This is a genomic window from Methyloceanibacter methanicus (assembly GCF_001723285.1).
Classification (GTDB): domain Bacteria; phylum Pseudomonadota; class Alphaproteobacteria; order Rhizobiales; family Methyloligellaceae; genus Methyloceanibacter; species Methyloceanibacter methanicus.
On record NZ_LPWG01000001.1, the window covers coordinates 69,347 to 89,079 of the forward strand.

Sequence of the window (19,733 nt, forward strand, 5' to 3'; positions counted from 1 at the left end):
GGACACCGTGAAGATACTGCCACTATTCGCCGTTCTCGTGACGGCCCTTCTTTTCTGCGGTTCGGGCGCGCGGCCGCTTACACGGTCTATGTGTCCAACGAGAAAGGCAACTCTCTGACGGTCATCGACAGCGACACGCTGCAAGTGCTGACGACGATCCCCGTCGGACAACGGCCGCGCGGCATCAAGGTGAGCAAGGACGGAAAGCAGGTCCTCATTTGCGCGAGCGACGACGATACCGTGCAGGTGCTCGACGTCGCCTCGAGGGAGATTGTGGCCGACCTTCCCTCCGGCCCCGACCCCGAACTCCTGAACATTCATCCTTCCGGCAGCCCCGTCTACATCGCCAACGAAGACGACAACCTGCTGACGGTCGTCGATCTCGATACGACGAAGGTTTTGGCGGAGGTCCAGGTTGGCGTGGAGCCCGAGGGCGTCGGCGTCAGCCCCGACGGCAAGACGGTCGTGGTGACGTCCGAGACGACCAACATGGCGCATTTCATCGATACCGAGACCTACCAGATCACCGACAACGTCCTGGTGGGCACACGGCCACGTTTTGCCGAGTTCACGGCGGACGGAAAGCACTTGTGGGTCAGCTCAGAGGTGGCCGGCACGGTCTCCGTAATCGATGCCGAGACACGCGAGGTGATCAAGGTCATCAAGTTCGACGTCCCTGGTGTCCAGCCGATTTACCTCCAACCCGTAGGCGTGCGCGTGACGAAAGACGGCACGAAGGCGTTCGTCGCGCTTGGGCCGGCGAACCGCGTGGCGGTCATTGATGCGAAGACATTCGAGGTCGAAGACTATCTGCTGGTTGGGAAACGGGTCTGGCAACTCGCCTTCACGCCGGACCAGAAGCTGTTGTTCGCAACGAACGGAAACAGCAACGATGTATCGGTGATCGACGTCCCCAGCCTGAAGGTCGTCAAGTCGATCCCGACCGGAACGGCGCCCTGGGGCGTCACGGTTTCCGAAGACTGAGTCACACAAGAAGATTGAGTCACACAAAACGGAGACGGCGCACTGGGCACCGCGCGGCCCGAACTGTATGCTGGGCGCCGTCGATCATTCATCCAACGGTGCACTCTGGCTGCGGGGGAACGTCGTGAATGTCCTGATTGTCTATGGAACCACCGAGGGGCAGACCCGGAAGATCGCCGAGCGGGTGGCAAAAGAGGTCGCCGACTGCGGACACTCCGTCGAGCTGCTCGACGCCGGAGAACCGGGTGCCAGCGTGAATCTCGACGCCTTTCAAGCCTTTGTCGTCGCCGGGTCGGTTCACCAGGAGCAGCACCAAAATGCCATCAAGAACTTCGCGACAGCGCATTGCGATCGCCTGAATGCAAGCCCTTCGGCCTTCATATCGGTGAGCCTGTCGGCGGCGCTGGAAGAGACCCGTCCAGCCGCGCAAAGCTACGTGGATCAGTTCGTCGAGTTGACGGGGTGGCGGCCGCGCATGACCCTTCTGCTCGGCGGCGCCGTCCGATTCACCGAATACGACTATTTCCAAGAGCAGGTCGTGAAGTTCATCGTCATGAGGCGGGGGCTGACCTCCGAGCCCGGAGCGGACCGGGAGTTCACCGACTGGACCGCTTTGGCCAGCTTCGTCGAAGACTTTCTCGAAACGGCCGCAGATTGACGACCTCGTCCCGCGCAAAGCGGGCTGGCTGACAGGCGGAACGCAGGTCCGGCGCGCTCCCAAGAACCGGAACAGAGAAACATCTGCGTGGCCGGTGCGCTGCTGCGGCCCACACGATGCCGCTTGATTGAGATCAAGGCCGAAGCGCGACCCTCGATTGGATATTGCCTCTCGACAGACTGCGTTCATCGATCAACAGGTGCCCCCCTCAATGACGAAATCCGTGTTTAGATTTGGCGTTATCCTCGCCTTCGTGCTTGCCGCCGCGACGCTTGCGGCGAGCGTGCAGCCAGCCGTTTCCGGAGACGAAGACCCCTTCTTCGTCAGCCTGGTGTCCGACGACGCGCACGCCGCAACCATGGCCCTCAGCTTCGCCAAGACCATTCAAGACCAGGGCCATCCCGTCACGGTCTTCTTCAGCAACAGAGGCGTCCTCGTCGTCTCGAAGGCTCACGCCGAGACCTACCCTGAGCAGCAGAAAGAGATTGGCACCCTGACAAGCGGCGGCGCCGTGCTCCTCGCGTGCCCGCACTGCATGAAGTACTACGGCATCGAGGACACCGGCTTGGTGCGTGGGGTCGCGGTCGGCGGTCCGGACAAGGTGACCGAGCGGCTCTTCATGGATGGCACGAAGACTCTCACCTGGTAGCCGCACCAGCCGACGAGGCGCCCCGGCCCCGCATGAGCCGGCTTAGGATGCCACCGGGTCCCGCTGAGCACTCATGCGGTGCTCACGCCCATGGCTGAGCCTCGCCTCAACGTCCAACCAGGCCAGCGCGCCGGGCATGCGACGCTGCGAAGGGCAGCGTCACACGGCCCAATGCGCTCAAACTCACGCCGTCATTCCGCCGGGTGTGACCGGCCATTGTGCTTTTGCGGCGCCAAGCTGGCCGCCGCCATGGGTGAAGCGATGCCCACGGCATCGTGCGCTTCCTCGGCCCGCTCGTAGACATGCGGAGCGAGCCCACGCTTGCTCAACGCTTCTTCCATCTTCAAGCGCATGAATGTGCTCGTCGTGTAGCGTGTGGTGGTCGCGTAGTAGTGTTCCATCATGTATTCGATCATGCCGGCGTAATCGTCATACAGGTCCTCGGCGATCCGGCAGCCATCGTGGTTCACCACGGCGTTGACCCGCTTGCCGGCCTTCTTGCAGGCATCGACGAGGACCTTGGTGAGATCCTCGACATCGCTCTTCTTCCGGACGCTCCAACCCTCGAGGTTGAGGAACAGGATATTGCGGTCCGCATCGTAGCTGACGCGTTCCCAGAGCTTGAGATTGAGCAGATCGTCCAGAAGCTCCATCGGCTCGTCGTTGAAGATGCGCCTCTCCATGGGAACCGGCTTGTTGATGACCGGCTTGAAGTCCATTTGGGCCAGGATGTCCTTGTCGATGTCGATCCCTCGCGCCACCTCGATCAGCTCGAGACCGCCAGGCGTCAGTTGGAACACGCAGCGCTCGGTCACGTAGATCACGGGCTGCGACCGTTCCAGGGCGAACGATCCGCTGAACGTGATCTGCTCGACGTGGCTGACGAATTTCCGCGCACGGCCCTCCTTGACGATCTTGATGCCGTCGTTCGCGATTTCGACCTCGAGACCGCCTGCCGTGAAGGTGCCCGCGAACACGACGGCGCGGGAGTCTGCGAGATATTGATGAACCCGCCGCACCCGTTGAGGCGGCCGCCGAAACGGCTGGTGTTGACGTTGCCCTGCGCATCGCATTCGGCCATGCCGAGGCAGGTGAGATCGAGCCCGCCGCCATCGTAGAAGTCGAACATGGTGTTCTGATCGATGATCGAGTGGGCATTAGCCGAGGATCCGAAACTCGATCCGCCCGCCAGAACGCCGCCCACAGCGCCGGCTTCGGTCGTGAGGGTGATATAGGGCGTCACCTTCTCTTCGTTTGCGATGGAGGCCACGCCGTCCGGAGCGCGACGCCGAGATTCACGACACCGTTGGGCGGCAGCTCGAACGCAGCACGGCGAGCGATGACCTTGCGCGGATCGAGTGGCATCTTCGGCATGCCTTCCACGGGCACCCGGATTTCGCCTGACAGGGCCGGATCGTAGAGCACGCCGTAATTCATGCGGTGCATCTCCGGCGGGTCGGCCACCACGACGCAGTCCACCAGAATACCGGGCACCTTGACGTCTTTCGGCTTGAGCGAGCCCTGCTCGACGATGCGCTCGACCTGAGCGATCACGAGACCGCCATTGTTGTAGGCCGCCATGGCCTGGGCCAGGCCGTCGAGGGTCAGCGCTTCCTTCTCCATGCTGAGATTGCCAGACGGGTCTGCGCTCGTGGCGCGGATGAAGGCCACGTCGATCTTTGTCGCCTTGTAGAACAGCCACTCCTCGCCTTCGACTTCGACGAGCTTGACGATGTCTTCCTCGGTGACGTCGTTGACCTTCCCGCCGTCGAGCCGCGGGTCCACATAGGTGTGAAGGCCGACCTCGAGAACAGGCCGGGCTGCCCGGCGGCGCAGGCCCGATAGAGCTGCGAGATCACGCCTTGGGGCAGGTTGTAGCCGCAGATCTTGTTCTGTTGGGCGGCCTCGGCCACTTTGGGCATCCGGCCGAAATTGGCGGCGATCACGCGCTTCAGAAGACCCTCATGGTGCAGGCGCCCGGTCCCAAGGCCTTTGCTGTCGCCGGCGCCGGCGCACATGATCAGCGTGAGGTCACGAGGGGCGCCCGTCTCGACAAAGCGCGTCTCGAGGGCTGCGTGGAGCGCCTCCGGAATGCAGCTCTGAACAAAGCCCGTAGTCGTGACGACGTCGTTGTCGCGGATCAGCGCGATGGCTTCTTCAGCCTTGATTGTCTTGTCTTTCATCTTGGTTCGCTTCCTCAACAGTCCTTTTCTTCAGGATCGCATAACCGGCGCCCCCTTGTCGAAGCCCAGTTGGGGCTGCCTCCTGCCAGCCTGGAAGCTCTCACGGCCATGTGGTATCGGTTGCCGTCCTCAATTGCGACCAATCGATCGATGCACGCAAGGCCGAACGCGTCCCTGGAGGCCATCTACCTGTTGCGCCATGGGGAAACGGAATGCAATCGCGCCGGGCGGTTCGACGGCCGGCTGGACTCACCGCTCACCGCCAAAGGCGTTGCGGAGGCGAAACGACAGGGCCGCACCCTTCGTAGCCTGATCGGCCCCGCGGAGGACTTTCATATCGTGTCCAGTCCACTCGGCCGCGCCGTACATACGGCGCGAATCGTCGCCGAGGCCTTGGCGCGGCCCGATGCCGAAATCGAGACGGAGAAGCGTTTGACCGAAATCGACTTCGGCGTTTGGGACGGGCTGACTCTCAAGGAGATCGAGCAAAGCTTCGGGGCCCAATGGCAGGAGCGCAACAAGGACCGATGGTCCTATCGAATCCCCGGCGGCGAGAGCTATGCCATGGTCGCAAGACGCGTTGAGTCCTGGCTGCGCGCAGCACACGGACGGTTGATCGTGGTGACTCACGGGGCCGTCGAACGCGTTCTTCGCGGGTCGTATGCGGGCATGTCCGAGGCGGAGATCCTCTCACTCGACGAGCCACAAGACGTCCTCTTCCGTCTCGAAGGCGGCCAGGTGCACCGACACTGACGCCTGCTCTACCGCAGGGCCGAACCGGGCGCGCACAACGAAGAGCGAGCACCGCAAGCGACATTACCGTATCCCGGGCCTCCAAATGGAACACCGGGCTCTAGGTGGAGTCAGTCGCAATGCCATTCGGCGGCGACGACATAAATCGTGCCCGTAGTCGGATTACCGCGTGAGGTGTTCAAGACGCCTTTGAGAAACGCTCCCGTCCGGGAGACCTTCGTGAACGACCACCCCGTGCCGACGCCGCTCGGAGGCGCCCAATTCGGGAGATAGTCGCCAGCGCGAGGCGACCGAAGAATCTGAGGATCGACATCCTTGGGGTAGCACAAGACTTGTCTGGCGCTCGCATCCGACACGTCGATGGCGCCTATCAGAAGCCCAGCCGCCAACAGCAACAGAGCCTTGTTGCCGCGCCAACCTGGACCGAAGCTCAAGGAAAACAGGATTGGTGACATGGCCTAACCCGAGTGAAGCACAACACACAGTTGATTACTACGACAACACACCCATAATTCAACTGGTTTTCATAGCGAAGCGAAGCTGGCCGGCCACGAACGGGGGTGAACCAAGCCATGTGCCGCAAAGGACACTTGATAGGCTTATTCTGCATGGCTCTCGTCGTGGTGGGTGTGGCAACGCCTGCAACGGCCCGGGACAATTACGGGGCCATCGCCTATTCGCCGGACACGCGCGCTTACGGCTATTCCTACGACTCGCGCAGCCGGGCGCACGCCGAGAAGACTGCCATGGCTCGCTGCCGAAGCTATGGCGGAGGCTGCAGGGTTGTGACCTGGTTTCGCAACGCGTGTGGCGCCCTGGCCCTTGGGGACTATGGCGGCTATGGCGGAGCCTGGGCCGGCAGCCGCGCCGCCGCCGAGCGCAGTGCGCTGCAGACGTGTGCCGGTTCGAGCAGCGATTGCAGGGTCGTCCGGTGGGCCTGCACATCGAGATGATAGACACCGAGTCAACGCGTGCGGCTCAACACGGCGGGAGTCGTCGAACCGGGCGCGCGAAAGCGAGACTTGGCACGTCCCGTTGGCCCGCGTCTCTAATACGTTAGCAACTCCTCCAACTCCCGCGCCCGCTGAGACGTCATGTACCGGAGGCATGCCGCCGCGTGGATGCGAACAATCGAGCCGTCGCCCGATCCGTAATAGCCGCAATTGGCGTCACGAAACTTCAGCCACAGCCGCTGTGCGCTCCTGAGCTGCTCTGCCTGGGGGTTGTCCTTGAGAAGCTTCTGGTAGGCCGCATTCAGCCGTTTGTCCCAGGCCTTCGTGTAGCGGTTGAGGCAGTCTACGATTTGCAGCGTACTGCCGGACGGGCAGCTCTTGAACTCCGGCCCGTAGACATCCGTCCCGCTCTTGGCGGGCGCCGATGTGAGAAGCACAAGAATCGTTGCGACAATCGGTGTGCGCCACCCGGCTATTTGCATCGCGACCTCCTCTTGCGGACTTCCGCGAAGCGGCTGTCCATCCTGCGTTCTGCTGCCGTTTTAGGGACCTAGTCGATGTCGAAATAGGGTGAGTACGGTTTCGGCGTGCAAAACATGTACGTGTTATCGAAAGCGCCGCTGTCGCTTTCGAAGGCAATGGAATTCGAATCGACGATCCGAAATCTGACTTTTGAGACCGACGTCGAGCCTTCGACAGAGCAAGCCATTTGCAGCGCGCAGATGTCTCCGCTGAGCACCGGGTTTCGAATCTGACAAAGACTCTCCCACTGCGCCCATTTCCCGTTCTTGCCGAAGGTCATATAGGTATATTGGCCGCCTAGATTCCGGCCGCCCTCTTTGATGATCGCGCAGGTGCCTTGCTCGTCCGTCCACGTCCCAGACGCTATGCCGCACGGACCCCCGGCCGCCACGGCCGACGCAACGCATGCGCCCGCGAGGCTAAAGACACCCGCCGCGGTCAGCAGCAGAACGGAACCCGTCAAGGCCCTCACGTCATCCCCCCGAATATTTCTTCATGACGTCCCGGCAAACCGCCCACCAAAGGTCGAAGAACGGAACGTCCGGCCGTCGCGGACGGAACTTCGTTTCGGCTGTCGCGGTGATGGAGATTTCCGCCGCCCCCTGCCAAACCTTAGCCTCGTCGCATGAGACCGTGAGCTCGTTGTTGAACGCCTTTTCGACTTTTTCAGAACGCGGCCTTCGATCCATATCCACGTCCCAGGTCCACGTCACGGTGTCCACCTCGCGCAGGTCCGCGACGACCGTGGGCCTTACGTCTCTCAAAGCGCTGACAGAACAGCCGTTCGCTGCGCAGGCGCTCGTGTAGATCCGATCCACGCCGCTCAACGCCTTTGGCAGCGGCATGTTGCCTGTTGCCCCAAGTGGGGGCTTGAGGACCAATGACGGACCGAGCGGAGGGGACGTTCGTTCGGCCTTTGGCGAACCGTTGCCCATTTCGGGTTCGGCTCGCCCAACCTCGTCGAGCGACACGGCGACGCGGATCGCAAGTCCGTTGCTGCGGCCGTCCCAATCCACCGCCGTGCAACGCGCGGCTGAGCGGAGACTGGTTCCGAGGCTGTCGAAAAAATAACTCCGTGTCGTGAAGAACTCGCAAGGCTTCCCGCTGCCGCGCCACGCCGAGCCGTCGTTCGGCGCACCATGGTAATTCTCGGACGCGCAATCCTCGACGAACTCAAAAGCGTTGCCGGTCATGTCATGCAGGCCCCACGCGTTCGGCAGATAGCTGCCAATCGGCGCGAGCCCCTCGGGCGACGGGTTCTCGGCGCATTTGGCGACGATCCTCGCGCCGTACACAGACTTCTTGTCGGCGAAGTTACCGTACTTGCACAGATCGCTTAGGCCGCCCCCGTAGTGAAACGGCGTCTTGCTGCCCGCCCGCGCGGCATATTCCCATTCCGCTTCTGTGGGCAGGCGATAGCGGCGCCCGGTCTTTTTACTCAGCCAGGCGAGATAGGCCATGGCCTCCCGGCGCGAAATGCAGACCGCCGGGTGCCGCTCGGTCACGACGGCGCCGGGCTTGCGGAAGTCGCCATCGGTGATCACCACGAGCCCCGGGATGTTACGCGGCGTGCCGGGCTTCAATGTCCCGAGGAACTTCCCCTTGTTGGGGCCAAGGTCCGGCGCCCTGATCTGGCATTCTCCGCCCGGCTTGGCGCCGGTCTCCGCGGCATAGGCGCCGAGGTCCGCAACGCTCACCTCGAACCGGCTGAGTGCGAACGGATAGGCAATTGTGACTTCGTGCTGCGGCAACTCGCTCGCAACCGAGTAGGCGTCCGCGAGTTTGCGGTCCGCTGCGGAGGCGCCCATCAGGAACTTACCTGGCGGGAGGGCCACCATTTCAGGACATGCGTCGCAGTCCTTGAAGCTCGAGAGCGGCGCCGGTGCCTCGGCAAGGGCCGCGGCGCTGACCATCCCCAAGCTGATCATCCCCACGAAGACTGTGAACAGAGCCCCGAATTGCTGCATATCGGTTAAGTCTCAGCCCCACCTGCCACTTATCGTTGCACGAGAATTTGCCGGCTGCAACTGAGCAGCGCTGGGAGCCGGCCAGCGTCCGTTCCGGGATTTGCGGCCCGGCTTGCGGCCCGTGTTTTCGGTCGATGGGTCTCCGCATCCAAGCGTCGGCGCCGTACGTCCCGGCCGCCCGGAAACGACACTGCCGGCGTGACGCGACGCGGCACTCTAAGGCTCACCAATTGGAAGATCTGGTAGCGGAGGAGGGACTCGAACCCCCGACACGCGGATTATGATTCCGCTGCTCTAACCGGCTGAGCTACTCCGCCCCAATGGTGCGCTGGGCACGGCCCACGCACTCCAGATCGTCCGCACCTTAGACCCTAACTTGGTCTCGCGCTCAAGTGGGCCGACGGCCGGTAGCGCAAAAATCATGCGCTCAAATAGGCCGCTAGGCCGATAGCGCAAAAATCATGCGCTCAAATAGGCCGCTAGGCCGATAGCGCGAACATCGAGCCCTCAAGTAGCGCGCTAGCGCGGTAGGGCAAGAAAAAACTAACGCTCGGCCAATTGACTCTGGAGGCGGCGATATAGGGACCGCCAGTAATTGCTGTCAAGCATTCGGCGCGCGAAGGCCTCTTTCCGCGGCGCGGACGAAGACGCCGCATGGGCCGCGCCAACCGCCTGACGCCCCGTCTTGCGACCCTTAGCCAGAAATTCGCGTGCCGCCTGCGGGGCGACGCCGAAGCCCGGCTCCTTGACGAAGCGCAGCATGGTGAACAGTCCCACGGGCCAGAGCGGCCGCCGCTCCACCAGGCGCAAGTCATCGCAAATCAGGACGCGCTCGGGCTCGAACACCGCGTGCCAGCCGATCAGGTCGGCGAAATTGGCCAGTTTCCGCTCGAGGAACCCGCGCACGCCGTGCTCCTGGCTGAAATGGTTGACGAGGATCACCTCGCCGCCGGGCGCGCAAACCCGCTCCAGCTCGCGCATGACCTTCTCCGGATCGGGCACGACGGTCATCACGTACATAGCGACCACGGTGTCGAAGCTCTCATCCGCAAAGCCGAGCGCGCTCGCGTCCATCTCGTGCAGCCCGTCCACATTGTCGAGCTTCTTCCTGGCGACTTTCTGCCTCGCCTTGTCCAGCATGTCCGGCGACAGATCGATGCCGGTGACGGTCAGGTGCTTGCCGTAGGCCGGCAGCGACAGCCCCGTGCCGACGCCCACTTCGAGAACGCGGCCCTTGCGCTTGTTGATGATCTTGACCGCGTGCTTGCGGCCCGCATCGGCGACCTGGCCGAACGTGTAATCGTAAACCGGCGCCCAGCGGCGGTAAGCGTGGCGGACGGATTCGGTGTCCATCACTGGATGATTGGAAGACAACGCTTAACCCTCCCCGAGGCTGTGAGCCGCTTTCCTTTGGCGGCCTAACGCGATTGCACCAAGAACGCCTCGGGCGGCAATGGCGCCCCGACCGGAAATGCGTCCTTGGTTTGGAAGGCTCCGGCCGCGGACTTGATCCATCCGCCGCCAAGAAGCCGCTCTCCGCCGCCCGATGCGGCATAAAATACACAAGCCTGTCCCGGGGACACCCCCTCTTCGCCATCGGCAAGCTCCACCAGCACCGTCCCGCTTTCGCAGAGGACCGTCGCCGGCTGCAGCGGGCCCGTGGACCGGATCCGCGCCAAGACCTCGAGACCGCCGGCCGCGACCGTCTCGAAAGGCTCATCGCCCAGCCAATTGAGGTCGCGCAGCACGACGGTGCGCGCCAGAAGCGCCTCGCGCGGGCCCACCACCACTTCGTGGCGCCCGGCATCGAGCTTGACCACGTAAAGCGGCTCGGCCGCGGCGATGCCGAGGCCCCGGCGCTGGCCGATCGTGTAATTGATGATGCCCGTATGGCGGCCCAGCACGCGGCCATCCACATGGACGATATTGCCGGACTCGGCGGCACCGGGGCGCAGCCGCTCGATCACTTGCGTGTACCGGCCCGTGGGCACGAAGCAGATGTCCTGGCTGTCCGACTTGTCGGCGACGTCGAGCCCGAATTCGCGCGCGAGCGCGCGCGTCTCGTCCTTCGGCATACCGCCCAAGGGGAAGCGCAGGAAGGCGAGCTGTTCGGGCGTCGTGTTGAACAGGAAATAGCTCTGGTCGCGCTCCTTGTCGGCCGCGCGATGCAGCTCCCGGCCATGCGCGCCGGTCATGTTTTTCACGTAATGGCCCGTTGCGAGCGCGGCGGCGCCAAGCCCTTCGGCCGTTTCCAGAAGATCGCGAAACTTGATGTTCTGATTGCAGGCGACGCACGGCACCGGCGTCTCGCCCGAGAGATAGCTATCGGCGAACGCCCCCATCACGGCCTGCTCGAACTTGCGCTCATAGTCGAGCACGTAATGGGGGATATCGAGCGCGGCCGCCACACGGCGCGCATCCTTGATGTCCTGGCCGGCGCAGCAGGCGCCCTTCTTGGCCACGGCCTCGCCATGGTCGTAGAGCTGCAAGGTGATGCCGACGACGTCGTATCCCTCCCGCTTCAAGAGGCCAGCCACCACGGACGAGTCGACGCCGCCCGACATGGCGACGACCACCCGCGTCTCGGCCGGACGCCCCGGAAGATGCAAACTGTTAACCATGATTGCTGTTAGGCACTCTCTTGGCTGAATGCGCGGCCGGCTTTCGCCATCAAGACCCTACCGGGCGGGCATGGCACGACGATGGTGGCGCAAGGCCTGGCCTGACTGCTTCTCGACGCTTCGCCGCGCGGTCGCGAGCCTGTCCCCTAATCCCTTGTGACAGTTTGGATAAGTCCCAGAACATAGGGAGCGCGCGCCCGCCACGCAAGCTAAAGGGACACAAACCCCCATTGTGACGCCACAACGCGGACCGAGAAATTTGAAATAATTCAGAGAGTTTTGGCGATTTCCTTGCGGCTTATTTTACCGGCCGGCTTAGGCAATTCTTAAATGGGGCGCTGGTAGGGTCTCCCTTGATTGTTGCTCATCGAAGTATTGTGAGTGTTGCGTACGATGACTGAACATTACAGGCCACGCGTCCGATACGTCATCGGGCCAGACGGCAGCCCGCTGACCGTCGCCGACCTACCCCCGAAGGACACCCGCCGCTGGGTCATCCGGCGGAAAGCGGAGGTCGTTGCCGCCGTGCGCGGTGGTCTCCTCAGCCTCGAAGAGGCCTGCGACCGCTATACGCTGACCGTGGACGAGTTCCTGAGCTGGCAGCGTTCCATCGACAAGCACGGCCTCGCCGGCCTGCGCGCGACCCGCATCCAGGATTATCGCGGCAACTAGCCCCGCGCTCCATCCAAGACAGGACTTCCGAATGGCCGGGCCCGCCCCGGCCATTTTGTTTGGGGGTCACTGCCGTGCCGGGGCTGCGGGCGCACCGGCCAGCCCCGCCACCGGCGGAAACCCCACGAAGAACACCCGGCACGGCTCGGTCTCGCCGAACGCCTGCTTGAACCAGGTCGCCTCCTCGCCCGGGCGATTGACGCCGACGCTGTAGTCCTTGTCGAAGAACCCGACGAAGAACGACAGATCCGGCTGCAGCATGTTCATGCCGGTGAGATTCGGGAAGTCGTTGCTCTTGAACCGCGTCTTGATGTGCACGTCGTAGGGCGCCTCGTACGGCATCGCGTACCCGGAGATGATCTGGCCGAAGAGCTTGTCCGCATAGCTCGGTCCCTCCAGCGAGGGCGCCGCCGAGCCCGCGCGATATCCGACCGGAATGAACAGAAACTGCGAGGGGTCGGGGCCCTTCTTGGCGCTGTCTTCCTTGCAGATGACGATATTGTTCTTGATCCTGTTGATCGCGCGAACGCGCTCCGACGCGATCTCCTCGTCGATCTTGTACAGCGTCCCGATCGACTCGATGCGCTGAACCTTGTCATGCTGGTGCCAGTCGATCCGCCCGACTTCGGGGGACAGGAGCAGCTTCAGATCGTCCTGAACGAACGTCCCGCCCTTCAGGACGGACTTCGTTTCGCCGAGCCAGGTCACGCCGTCCTTCTGAAGCTTTCCGTCAATCCGGATTTGGTATTCGATGTCGCCGCCCTGGTAGATCTCGAGAATCTTGTCCTTCTTGGCGGGATCGACCCGCAAGATATACGCCTTCTCCGAAAGAACATCCGAGCCGTTCTGGACCGCGCGGACAAGCCCGGCGTAGACCCCTTCGATCTTCCGGTCGTCGGAGCTGACGTTCTTTTTGATGGCGACCACTTTTTCGTCCGCCGCCGGCACTTTGGGCGCCTCGTCCGCTTTCTTGCCAAAGACGAACTCGTAGATCTGGTTGTCCAAATATCCCAGGAAATTGTCCGTATCGACCTTCGGGAAGGACGTGACGATGACGGCCGCCGCGACGGAACCCGCGATGCCCAAGATCACTTCGATGAGGATCGCGTCCCGGTTCTTGCTGCTGCGCCGGGCGATAAGCAGCAGGACGACCACGAGGACGACGAAAACGAGGATCGAGATCATGGGTTAGATATAGACGAAACGGGCTTGGCGGGCAGCCGGGCGGCGGAGGGGCGCATCGCCGCTTAGATGGGGCGCGAGCGCCGAAAATGCAATTCTGGGGTGGCGCGTTCCGGCGCTGCCCTAGGCCGCCCGGAGCTTTCTGGCCGGTCCGACGTCGACCGTCCGCTCGGCCTCCCAGAGATCGTAGGCGGACTGCATATTGAGCCAGGACTGGGCCGAGCCGCCAAAGGCCGCGGCAAGCTTGACCGCCGTCTCCGGCGTCACCGGCTGCTTCTCCGCAAGGATCTGATAGAGCTGGTTGCGGGACATGCCGAGCCCCTTCGCGATGGCGGTCTTGGTCAGCCCCTTCTCTTCCACCAAGAAAGGGATCACATCCTCGCGCAGCAGCGCGCCGGGATGGGTGGGCCTCCGGTTCGGGTCCCTCTTCGGATAGGTCTTGGTCATCAGTGATAGTCCTCGAAGTTCACATTGGTCGCGTCGCCGTCTTCCCATTGAAAGGTCAAGCGCCAATTGCCCGAGACCGTCACGGCATAGGTGCCCGTCCGAGTACCTTTGAGTCTATGAAACCGGTAGCTGGGCACGTCCATGTCGCCTGGCTCGGTTGCGCTGTTCAAGCGGTCGAGCATCCTCTCGATCCGGCCGACGCGCTCCGCCGGAAGCTTCTGTGTTTCGCCCTTCTCCCAGAAGGCCCTGAGGCCTTTGTGCCTGAACGACCGGATCACACCTGTAATGTAGCGCATGACACCTGACTGTCAAGCAGCACATTACACTGAAGGACGGCCCCAAGCCGGTGCGGCGCAAGCGTCCAGGCCGCACACGAAGCCTCATCCTAGGTCCCGCCATTTACCCCTTCGCGAGATTGCGACGCCCCGTCCCTGGACGAATGCCCCACCCCGCCTGCAGGATGGCGGAGTGATCTACAACTGGTAGGTGAGAGGCGGAAAACCCGATGATCGACGCCAGCAAGGACAGCATTGCCCATTTTCAGATGTGGTGGCTGCTGTACTGGCATGCGGTTCTTGCGGTGCTCGTACTCTGTCAAACGTCGTACGTCATCTATCGGTACGCCGCGTACTTTTGGCCATGCTTTTTTGCTCTTATCCCGGCTGTATTCGCTGGAGCGTGGCTTTGGTATTGCGCGGCGTATCCGTGGGAGACCTACCGCTACACGCTGACCGTCAACATTGAGACTGATGGGAAGGCCGTCAGCAACTCCTCCACATATGAGGTTCGAAAAGCGAAGACGCCGCTAATGTATGCGCTGTCGCTGGGTGCCCCGGGGTCTAGTTACCGGACCGTGGTCTTCGGCGAAGCAATCTATTTCGATGTGAATGGCAAGCCGCTGCTATTCACGATGGCGGGGTCTGGCGAGCAAAATGCTCCAACGTCAGTCAGCGTTCTTGCCTACAAAGTCCTTCGTTTCGGACCAACCAAGTTGGTGGAATTGCCGCCCTTCAAAAAGGCCACCGCGGAGAAAATCGGGGCTGCCGTTCCGATCGGCCAACTGCCGAGAGCAATCACATTTATGGATGTCGACGATCCCGGTTCGTGGCGACATATCCGCCGTGTCGTCGACTACGCGGACACTCTCGGTCCGAACTTTGTGATCCAGTCCGCACATTTGCAACTAACAACGGAACAGCCTGGGTGGCCCGAGTTGCCGGGGCATCTTCCCTGGCTCCGTTCGCGAGCCTGGATTTTTCCGATCGGAATTCGAGAGACGACATCGATTGTGACACGCGCCGATACGCTCAACAAAGGAGCCCTGATCAATGGCTATTTCTGACGAAGATATCCGGCTCGCGATCCTTTCCATGGACGCATACTGGCGCGCCGCGTGCGAGACGCATGCAGACGCTCTCGCCATTTTGGCCGGTCTCTAGGAAGGGCGAGCGGGATGTTTGAGGCCAGCAAGGACAGCATCGCTCATTTTCAGATGTGGTGGATGCTGTACTGGCATGCGGTACTTGCAGCCATCGTGCTCTGCCTCGCGGTGTCCATCATGGTTCGGTGCCGGTTCCGAAAGTGGCCGGTCATCTTGATGTTGTTTCCTGCGGCTGTCGCGGTCCTATGGCTCCGCTATTGCGCCGTGAACCCTTGGATTAGCTATCAATACAGATTGACGGTCACGCTTGACGTCGACGGGAAGACGATCAGCAACTCTGAGGTCTATGAGGTCCTGAAAGCGAGGAACCCGATCAGGAACAGGCTAACGCTTGGCGGCGTCTCCAATGAGCAGGTCGTGGTCTTCGGCGAAGCGATCTATTTCGACGTAGGCGGCAAGCCGCTCTTGGTCACGATGGCCGGATCCGGGGGAACAAACGTCCCAAACGCAATTAGCGTTCTAGCCCGAATGGTTCTCCGCTTCGGCACGACCAAGTTAACTGAACTGCCGCCCTTTAAAATGGCCACCGCGGAGAAGATCGGAGCTGATGTACCCATAGATCAATTGCCGATCATGATCACGTTCGCAGATCCGACCAGACCCGACACGTGGAGGCGCGTCAAGCTCGCCAATCCCTCACAGGAATTCAGTCAAAACTTCTCCATCAAATCCGCGCACTTGCAGCTGACGACGGAGCGTCCCGGCTGGCCCGAATTGCCGGACCATCTCCCATGCTTCGCCCGCTCGGATCCATGTTTCCAAAGACCATTCCAGAGTCAGTATCAATCGTCACGGACAGTGGCGCGCTTAACAAAGGAGCCCTGATCAATGGCTATTTCTGATGAAGACATACGCCTCGCGATCCTGTCAGTGACCGCTCGTTAGAACCCTCACCCCGCCGCCAGGCGCGGCACTTTGCGGCTGCAATTGGTCTCGCCGCTCTTCCAGCGATTGATGTCGTATTGCATCTTCGCGGCCTGGGACGGCGTCATGGAACGGTTCTTGGTGGTGATGACCGTCCCGCCGCCCTCTTCGGCGATGTCGATGGCATAGGCGACGTCGCCGGCGAGACCGCGCGCATCTTTCTTGTCGTGAATGGTGATCGCCACCTTGCCTCCGTCCGGGCTGACGTCGGCCCGGTAGACATGCCGCGGCAGCAGCGGCGCGGACGCGTTGAACCAGCAGGTCTTGATGCGCCCGCCCAGCATCACATAGGCGTCCACCGGCCGCGCCGTCGTCGTGGTGAGACGCTGCCTATTGTAGACGGGAATAGCGCCGGTCTGCTCGGCGGCGACCAGCTGCGCCTGCGCGGCCTGCTTGTTGGTCCGGCAGGCGGCGAGCGAAAGCCCCGTGGCGGCGAGCGCGAGGCCCACCGCTGCCGGCCGGAGAAGCGTGTGTCCGCGCACGGCCGTCACGCGCCTCAGTCCCGGAAGTTCTCGAATTGCAGGGGCTGGTCGATGGGCAGGCCCTTCACGAACTGGATGACATCCTGCAAATCGTCGCGCTTCTTGCCGGTGACGCGCAGCTCGTCCCCCTGAATGGCGACCTGCACCTTGAACTTCCCGCCCTTCACCTCTTTGACGATGCGCTTGGCCAGTTCCTTGTCGATGCCCTGGCGCAGCAACACGTTCTGCCGGACCGACTGGCCGGCCGCCTTCTCCACGGCCTGATAGTCGATCACGCCGGGTTCGATGCCGCGCTTGGCGAGGTGGCCTTGCAGCAACTCGTGCATCTGCTTGAGCTTCAGGTCGTCGTCCGCGTGGATGACGATGACGCCCTCGTTCCGCTCGATCTTGGAGTTGGAGCCCTTGAAGTCGTAGCGCTGGCTCATCTCGCGCGTCATGTTCGCGAGCGCATTGTCGACGTCGGGCAGCTCGGTCTTGGAGACGATATCGAACGACGGCATGGCCGGGCCTCCGTGGTTTCGGGTGTTCCAGGATCAGGGGCGTCCGAGCCCCCGCGCGCGGGATCGGGCGGACAATCGCCGCCCGTCGCCGCCGGACCATCGAGAACGCCGCGAGCCGAATTTAACCGGCGACTCGCTGAACGCCCAGCATGCCGAATTCCGCCTCGGGCACGTCATCCCGCGCACGATCGGAATCGCGCCCGTGCATGAACTCGATCTTCCGAAGATCTTCTTCGGCTTCCTCGAGCTCACCCTTGGCCGCGGCCAGCTTGGCCTCGAGCCCGGCCACCGACATTGCCAGATTGTCCCGGCGCTGCATGGCCGCCTTGGCAAAGGTGGGATAGGCGTAATGGTTAACGTCGGTGACGCCGGCGCGCTCTTGCTCGACGGCGATCTGCCGGTCGAGATCCACCGCCATGTCGTTGAACTCGGCGATCATGGACTCGATATCGGCAAGTTTGCGGCGCTTCTCTTCGACCTCGAAGCGCTTCAAACGGATGACTGCGTCGCGTGACTTCATACTCAATACCCTCAAGCCTGTTCGGTGTCCGCGCACCCGCGAACGATACTCTTTACATGCCACGAGCCGAATATTGTGCGCGGGACATCCCTCAGATCCGCGTCCAAAGACGGCCTCAAAACAAGTCTCAAGGACCGGTTCCCCCCGCCCCTTCACGCAAGATCATCGCCGAGAGGACTTAAGCGCCGGTAAACCATATGAATTGCATCTAATCGATTGAAGCGCCCGGGCCGGGACGGGCTCGGCCGGCGCTGTTCGTTAGCATTTTAGGTTAGCACTATCCTGTTGATTAGTTTTTGTTAACTATTGCCCATTAACTTCTTGATTCGAAATTAACCAATCAGCGTCCGACGTATTGGGTCAGGGGACAGCCAGGACATAGAGAAGACGGGGGATTAAAATGCGGGTTCTTCTGATCGAGGACGACAGCGCCACGGCTCAAAGCATTGAGCTAATGCTGCAGTCGGAAGGCTTTAACGTCTATAAGACTGATCTCGGCGAAGAGGGTGTCGATCTCGGCAAGATTTACGACTACGACATCATCCTTCTCGACTTGAATCTGCCGGATATGAGCGGATACGAAGTCTTGAAGTCCTTGCGGGTGAGCAAGGTGGCGACCCCGATCCTGATCCTCTCCGGCCTCGCGGGCATCGAGGATAAGGTTCGTGGCCTCGGCTTCGGCGCCGACGACTACATGACCAAGCCATTCCACAAGGACGAACTGGTCGCGCGCATCCACGCCATCGTGCGCCGCTCCAAGGGGCATGCGCAGTCCGTCATCCAGACCGGCGGCCTGAAGGTCAATCTCGACACCAAGACGGTCGACGTGAACGGCCAGCGCGTCCATCTGACCGGCAAGGAATATCAGATGCTCGAACTGCTCTCACTTCGGAAGGGCACGACGCTGACCAAGGAGATGTTCCTGAACCATCTCTATGGCGGCATGGACGAGCCGGAACTCAAGATCATCGACGTTTTCATCTGCAAGCTCCGCAAGAAGCTCGCAGCGGCAACCGGTGGCAAGCATTACATCGAGACGGTCTGGGGCCGTGGCTACGTGCTGCGCAACCCGGACGATGAGGCGGATACCGGCGAAGCCGCCGCGTAGACCTCTCGAAGTCTCGATTGTTGGACGTGGAAATGGCCGGGCCCGCCCCGGCCATTTTTGCGTTTGGGCGTCGTGTGATACCCTACATAAGTTGTTTTTGTAGGGTAACACTGATATACCCTACAAAACTCAAAAACGTAGGGTAACGATGGACTCATTTCCGCTGGCCATCCAGACCGCCTACCAGGACCTTCTTGAAGCACACAAGATACGGGCGGTGTCCGATCTAGGCGGCACACCTTTCCTCAAGGACATCAAGGGGAAAGGACAGTACTGGTATGCTCAGAGACGGATCGGCCAGCGCGTCGTCGACCGGTACCTGGGGCCGGACACGCCCGACCTCCGCGAACGGATCGAGGCCGCCAAGAGCCACCGTGAAGACCAGAAGTCCTTTGAGCGGCGATGCTCCACACTCGTCGCGCAACTTCGCGCCGCAGGTCTGCCGGCGCTGGATCGTGAGACAGGCAAAGTCCTCAATGCCATGGCCCGGGTCGGCACGTTTCGCCTCGGCGGAACCCTGGTTGGTACCCATGCATTCCGCCACTACAGCGCCGAGTTGGGTGTCCGCATGGACAACACATTGGCCGCGACCGAGGATGTCGACATTGCGGCATTCGAGGGACTCAAACTGGTTATTGACGACAAGGTCGACCCATCGCTCGCCGTCACCTTCAAGGACCTCAAACTCTCGCCAGCACCGAACCTGCACCCGAAGCACCGCCCGACCCGTTGGGTCATGCAAGGAGGAGGTGCCGTGGTCGACTTTCTGGCTCCGAAAATGCTCGAAGACAAAGACATCCTCATGCTGGAACCTCTTGGCGTCTACGCTCAAACACTCACATTTCTGAACTATCTCATAGCCGAACCCATCCCCGCGGTGAGCCTCTATCGCCACGGCGTGCTCGTACAGATTCCGCGCCTGAGCGTTACGCGATCCACAAATTGATCGTCGCTCAACGCCGCGCGGCAGGTTCTGAGGCAAAGGCGCGGAAAGATCTGGCCCAGGCGCAATGGCTCATGAGTACGCTCGTTGAAGACCGTCCTTACGCTCTGGAAGACGCGTTCAAACAGGCCATGAACTCTGGACCAAAGTGGCGTCAGGCGATCGAGAGGTCCCTGAAGCAACGGCCCTCTTTGTCCGACTTGATCGCCGCTTTCACGTAGCGC

Annotated in this window: 21 protein-coding genes, 1 tRNA gene and 2 pseudogenes; 11 read left to right on the plus strand and 13 right to left on the minus strand. The window is 61.9% G+C overall.

All coding sequences use genetic code 11. From position 1 onward, the window contains the following. Window positions 1–24 precede the first annotated feature (24 nt). From AUC68_RS00330 to AUC68_RS00340, 3 genes are all read left to right on the plus strand, one after another. Window positions 25–984 carry a PQQ-dependent catabolism-associated beta-propeller protein gene (locus AUC68_RS00330; RefSeq protein ID WP_069435824.1) on the plus strand — a complete coding sequence of 320 codons (960 nt, stop codon included), beginning with the start codon at window positions 25–27 and terminating at the stop codon, window positions 982–984. 124 nt (window positions 985–1,108) lie between these two features. Next, a complete protein-coding gene (locus AUC68_RS00335) occupies window positions 1,109–1,642 on the plus strand; it encodes a flavodoxin domain-containing protein (RefSeq protein WP_069435873.1) in 534 nt (177 codons plus the stop codon). 211 nt (window positions 1,643–1,853) lie between these two features. After that, window positions 1,854–2,291 (plus strand): DsrE family protein, encoded by a 438-nt coding sequence (locus AUC68_RS00340; protein WP_069435825.1) that lies wholly within the window; start codon window positions 1,854–1,856, stop codon window positions 2,289–2,291. A 191-nt stretch (window positions 2,292–2,482) separates the two neighbouring features. Here AUC68_RS00340 and AUC68_RS00345 read toward each other — a convergent pair. Beyond that, window positions 2,483–4,474 (minus strand): annotated as a pseudogene (locus AUC68_RS00345) (acyl CoA:acetate/3-ketoacid CoA transferase). A gap of 150 nt (window positions 4,475–4,624) precedes the next feature. On the opposite strand from AUC68_RS00345, the gene AUC68_RS00350 reads away from it, so the two are divergent. Together AUC68_RS00350 and AUC68_RS00360 are read left to right on the plus strand one after the other, a co-directional pair. Further along, the gene (locus AUC68_RS00350) at window positions 4,625–5,227 is read left to right on the plus strand and encodes a histidine phosphatase family protein (RefSeq protein WP_069435826.1); all 603 of its coding nucleotides are present in this window, start codon (window positions 4,625–4,627) and stop codon (window positions 5,225–5,227) included. Window positions 5,228–5,835: 608 nt separating this feature from the next. Next, window positions 5,836–6,180, plus strand: a complete 345-nt coding sequence (locus AUC68_RS00360) for a DUF4189 domain-containing protein (RefSeq protein ID WP_069435828.1) — start codon at window positions 5,836–5,838, stop codon at window positions 6,178–6,180. A gap of 95 nt (window positions 6,181–6,275) precedes the next feature. Here AUC68_RS00360 and AUC68_RS00365 read toward each other — a convergent pair whose 3' ends face one another. The 6 genes from AUC68_RS00365 to mnmA form a co-directional block, all read right to left on the minus strand. Beyond that, window positions 6,276–6,662, minus strand: a complete 387-nt coding sequence (locus AUC68_RS00365) for a lysozyme inhibitor LprI family protein (protein ID WP_069435829.1) — start codon at window positions 6,660–6,662, stop codon at window positions 6,276–6,278. A 68-nt stretch (window positions 6,663–6,730) separates the two neighbouring features. Further along, window positions 6,731–7,165, minus strand: coding sequence for a hypothetical protein (locus AUC68_RS00370; RefSeq protein ID WP_141701007.1), 435 nt, complete (start codon window positions 7,163–7,165; stop codon window positions 6,731–6,733). A gap of 10 nt (window positions 7,166–7,175) precedes the next feature. Continuing rightward, window positions 7,176–8,669 (minus strand): formylglycine-generating enzyme family protein, encoded by a 1,494-nt coding sequence (locus tag AUC68_RS00375; RefSeq protein WP_069435831.1) that lies wholly within the window; start codon window positions 8,667–8,669, stop codon window positions 7,176–7,178. 240 nt (window positions 8,670–8,909) lie between these two features. Further along, window positions 8,910–8,986: transfer RNA gene (locus AUC68_RS00380), tRNA-Met, on the minus strand. A 226-nt stretch (window positions 8,987–9,212) separates the two neighbouring features. Then, window positions 9,213–10,022, minus strand: coding sequence for a class I SAM-dependent methyltransferase (locus tag AUC68_RS00385; protein WP_069435832.1), 810 nt, complete (start codon window positions 10,020–10,022; stop codon window positions 9,213–9,215). A 65-nt stretch (window positions 10,023–10,087) separates the two neighbouring features. After that, window positions 10,088–11,290 (minus strand): tRNA 2-thiouridine(34) synthase MnmA, encoded by a 1,203-nt coding sequence (gene mnmA / locus AUC68_RS00390; protein WP_069435833.1) that lies wholly within the window; start codon window positions 11,288–11,290, stop codon window positions 10,088–10,090. 393 nt (window positions 11,291–11,683) lie between these two features. Here mnmA and sciP point away from each other — a divergent pair, with 393 nt between their 5' ends. After that, window positions 11,684–11,962 carry a CtrA inhibitor SciP gene (gene sciP / locus AUC68_RS00395; protein ID WP_069435834.1) on the plus strand — a complete coding sequence of 93 codons (279 nt, stop codon included), beginning with the start codon at window positions 11,684–11,686 and terminating at the stop codon, window positions 11,960–11,962. Window positions 11,963–12,028: 66 nt separating this feature from the next. Here sciP and AUC68_RS00400 read toward each other — a convergent pair whose 3' ends face one another. The 3 genes from AUC68_RS00400 to AUC68_RS00410 form a co-directional block, all read right to left on the minus strand. After that, window positions 12,029–13,147, minus strand: a complete 1,119-nt coding sequence (locus tag AUC68_RS00400; protein WP_069435835.1) for a hypothetical protein — start codon at window positions 13,145–13,147, stop codon at window positions 12,029–12,031. A 120-nt stretch (window positions 13,148–13,267) separates the two neighbouring features. Next, the gene (locus tag AUC68_RS00405; protein WP_069435836.1) at window positions 13,268–13,591 is read right to left on the minus strand and encodes a HigA family addiction module antitoxin; all 324 of its coding nucleotides are present in this window, start codon (window positions 13,589–13,591) and stop codon (window positions 13,268–13,270) included. Further along, on the minus strand, window positions 13,591–13,887 hold the full coding sequence (locus AUC68_RS00410; RefSeq protein WP_204376931.1) for a type II toxin-antitoxin system RelE/ParE family toxin: 297 nt from the start codon (window positions 13,885–13,887) through the stop codon (window positions 13,591–13,593). The genes AUC68_RS00405 and AUC68_RS00410 overlap by 1 nt, the downstream gene beginning before the upstream one ends. Before the next feature lie 209 nt (window positions 13,888–14,096). Between AUC68_RS00410 and AUC68_RS00415 the strand changes: the two genes are divergently transcribed. Together AUC68_RS00415 and AUC68_RS00420 are read left to right on the plus strand one after the other, a co-directional pair. Next, entirely contained in the window at window positions 14,097–14,933 is an 837-nt protein-coding gene (locus tag AUC68_RS00415; RefSeq protein WP_069435837.1) for a hypothetical protein, read from the plus strand. Between the two features lie 111 nt (window positions 14,934–15,044). After that, the gene (locus tag AUC68_RS00420; RefSeq protein WP_069435838.1) at window positions 15,045–15,857 is read left to right on the plus strand and encodes a hypothetical protein; all 813 of its coding nucleotides are present in this window, start codon (window positions 15,045–15,047) and stop codon (window positions 15,855–15,857) included. 65 nt (window positions 15,858–15,922) lie between these two features. On the opposite strand, the gene AUC68_RS00425 is transcribed toward AUC68_RS00420, so the two are convergent. The 3 genes from AUC68_RS00425 to AUC68_RS00435 all read right to left on the minus strand — a co-directional run bounded on the left by AUC68_RS00425 (window position 15,923) and on the right by AUC68_RS00435 (window position 17,458). Continuing rightward, the gene (locus tag AUC68_RS00425; RefSeq protein WP_069435839.1) at window positions 15,923–16,447 is read right to left on the minus strand and encodes a hypothetical protein; all 525 of its coding nucleotides are present in this window, start codon (window positions 16,445–16,447) and stop codon (window positions 15,923–15,925) included. Between the two features lie 5 nt (window positions 16,448–16,452). Next, window positions 16,453–16,938 (minus strand): YajQ family cyclic di-GMP-binding protein, encoded by a 486-nt coding sequence (locus AUC68_RS00430; protein ID WP_069435840.1) that lies wholly within the window; start codon window positions 16,936–16,938, stop codon window positions 16,453–16,455. 121 nt (window positions 16,939–17,059) lie between these two features. Continuing rightward, entirely contained in the window at window positions 17,060–17,458 is a 399-nt protein-coding gene (locus AUC68_RS00435) for a flagellar export protein FliJ (protein WP_069435841.1), read from the minus strand. A gap of 400 nt (window positions 17,459–17,858) precedes the next feature. Here AUC68_RS00435 and ctrA point away from each other — a divergent pair, with 400 nt between their 5' ends. From ctrA to AUC68_RS17015, 3 genes and pseudogenes are all read left to right on the plus strand, one after another. After that, window positions 17,859–18,566, plus strand: coding sequence for a response regulator transcription factor CtrA (gene ctrA / locus AUC68_RS00440; protein WP_069435842.1), 708 nt, complete (start codon window positions 17,859–17,861; stop codon window positions 18,564–18,566). A gap of 148 nt (window positions 18,567–18,714) precedes the next feature. Then, window positions 18,715–19,583, plus strand: a pseudogene (locus tag AUC68_RS18855) (nucleotidyltransferase family protein); the annotation flags it as partial. Next, window positions 19,584–19,730 (plus strand): hypothetical protein, encoded by a 147-nt coding sequence (locus AUC68_RS17015; RefSeq protein WP_244500317.1) that lies wholly within the window; start codon window positions 19,584–19,586, stop codon window positions 19,728–19,730. It abuts the pseudogene before it with no gap. The last annotated feature ends 3 nt before the right edge of the window (window positions 19,731–19,733 follow it).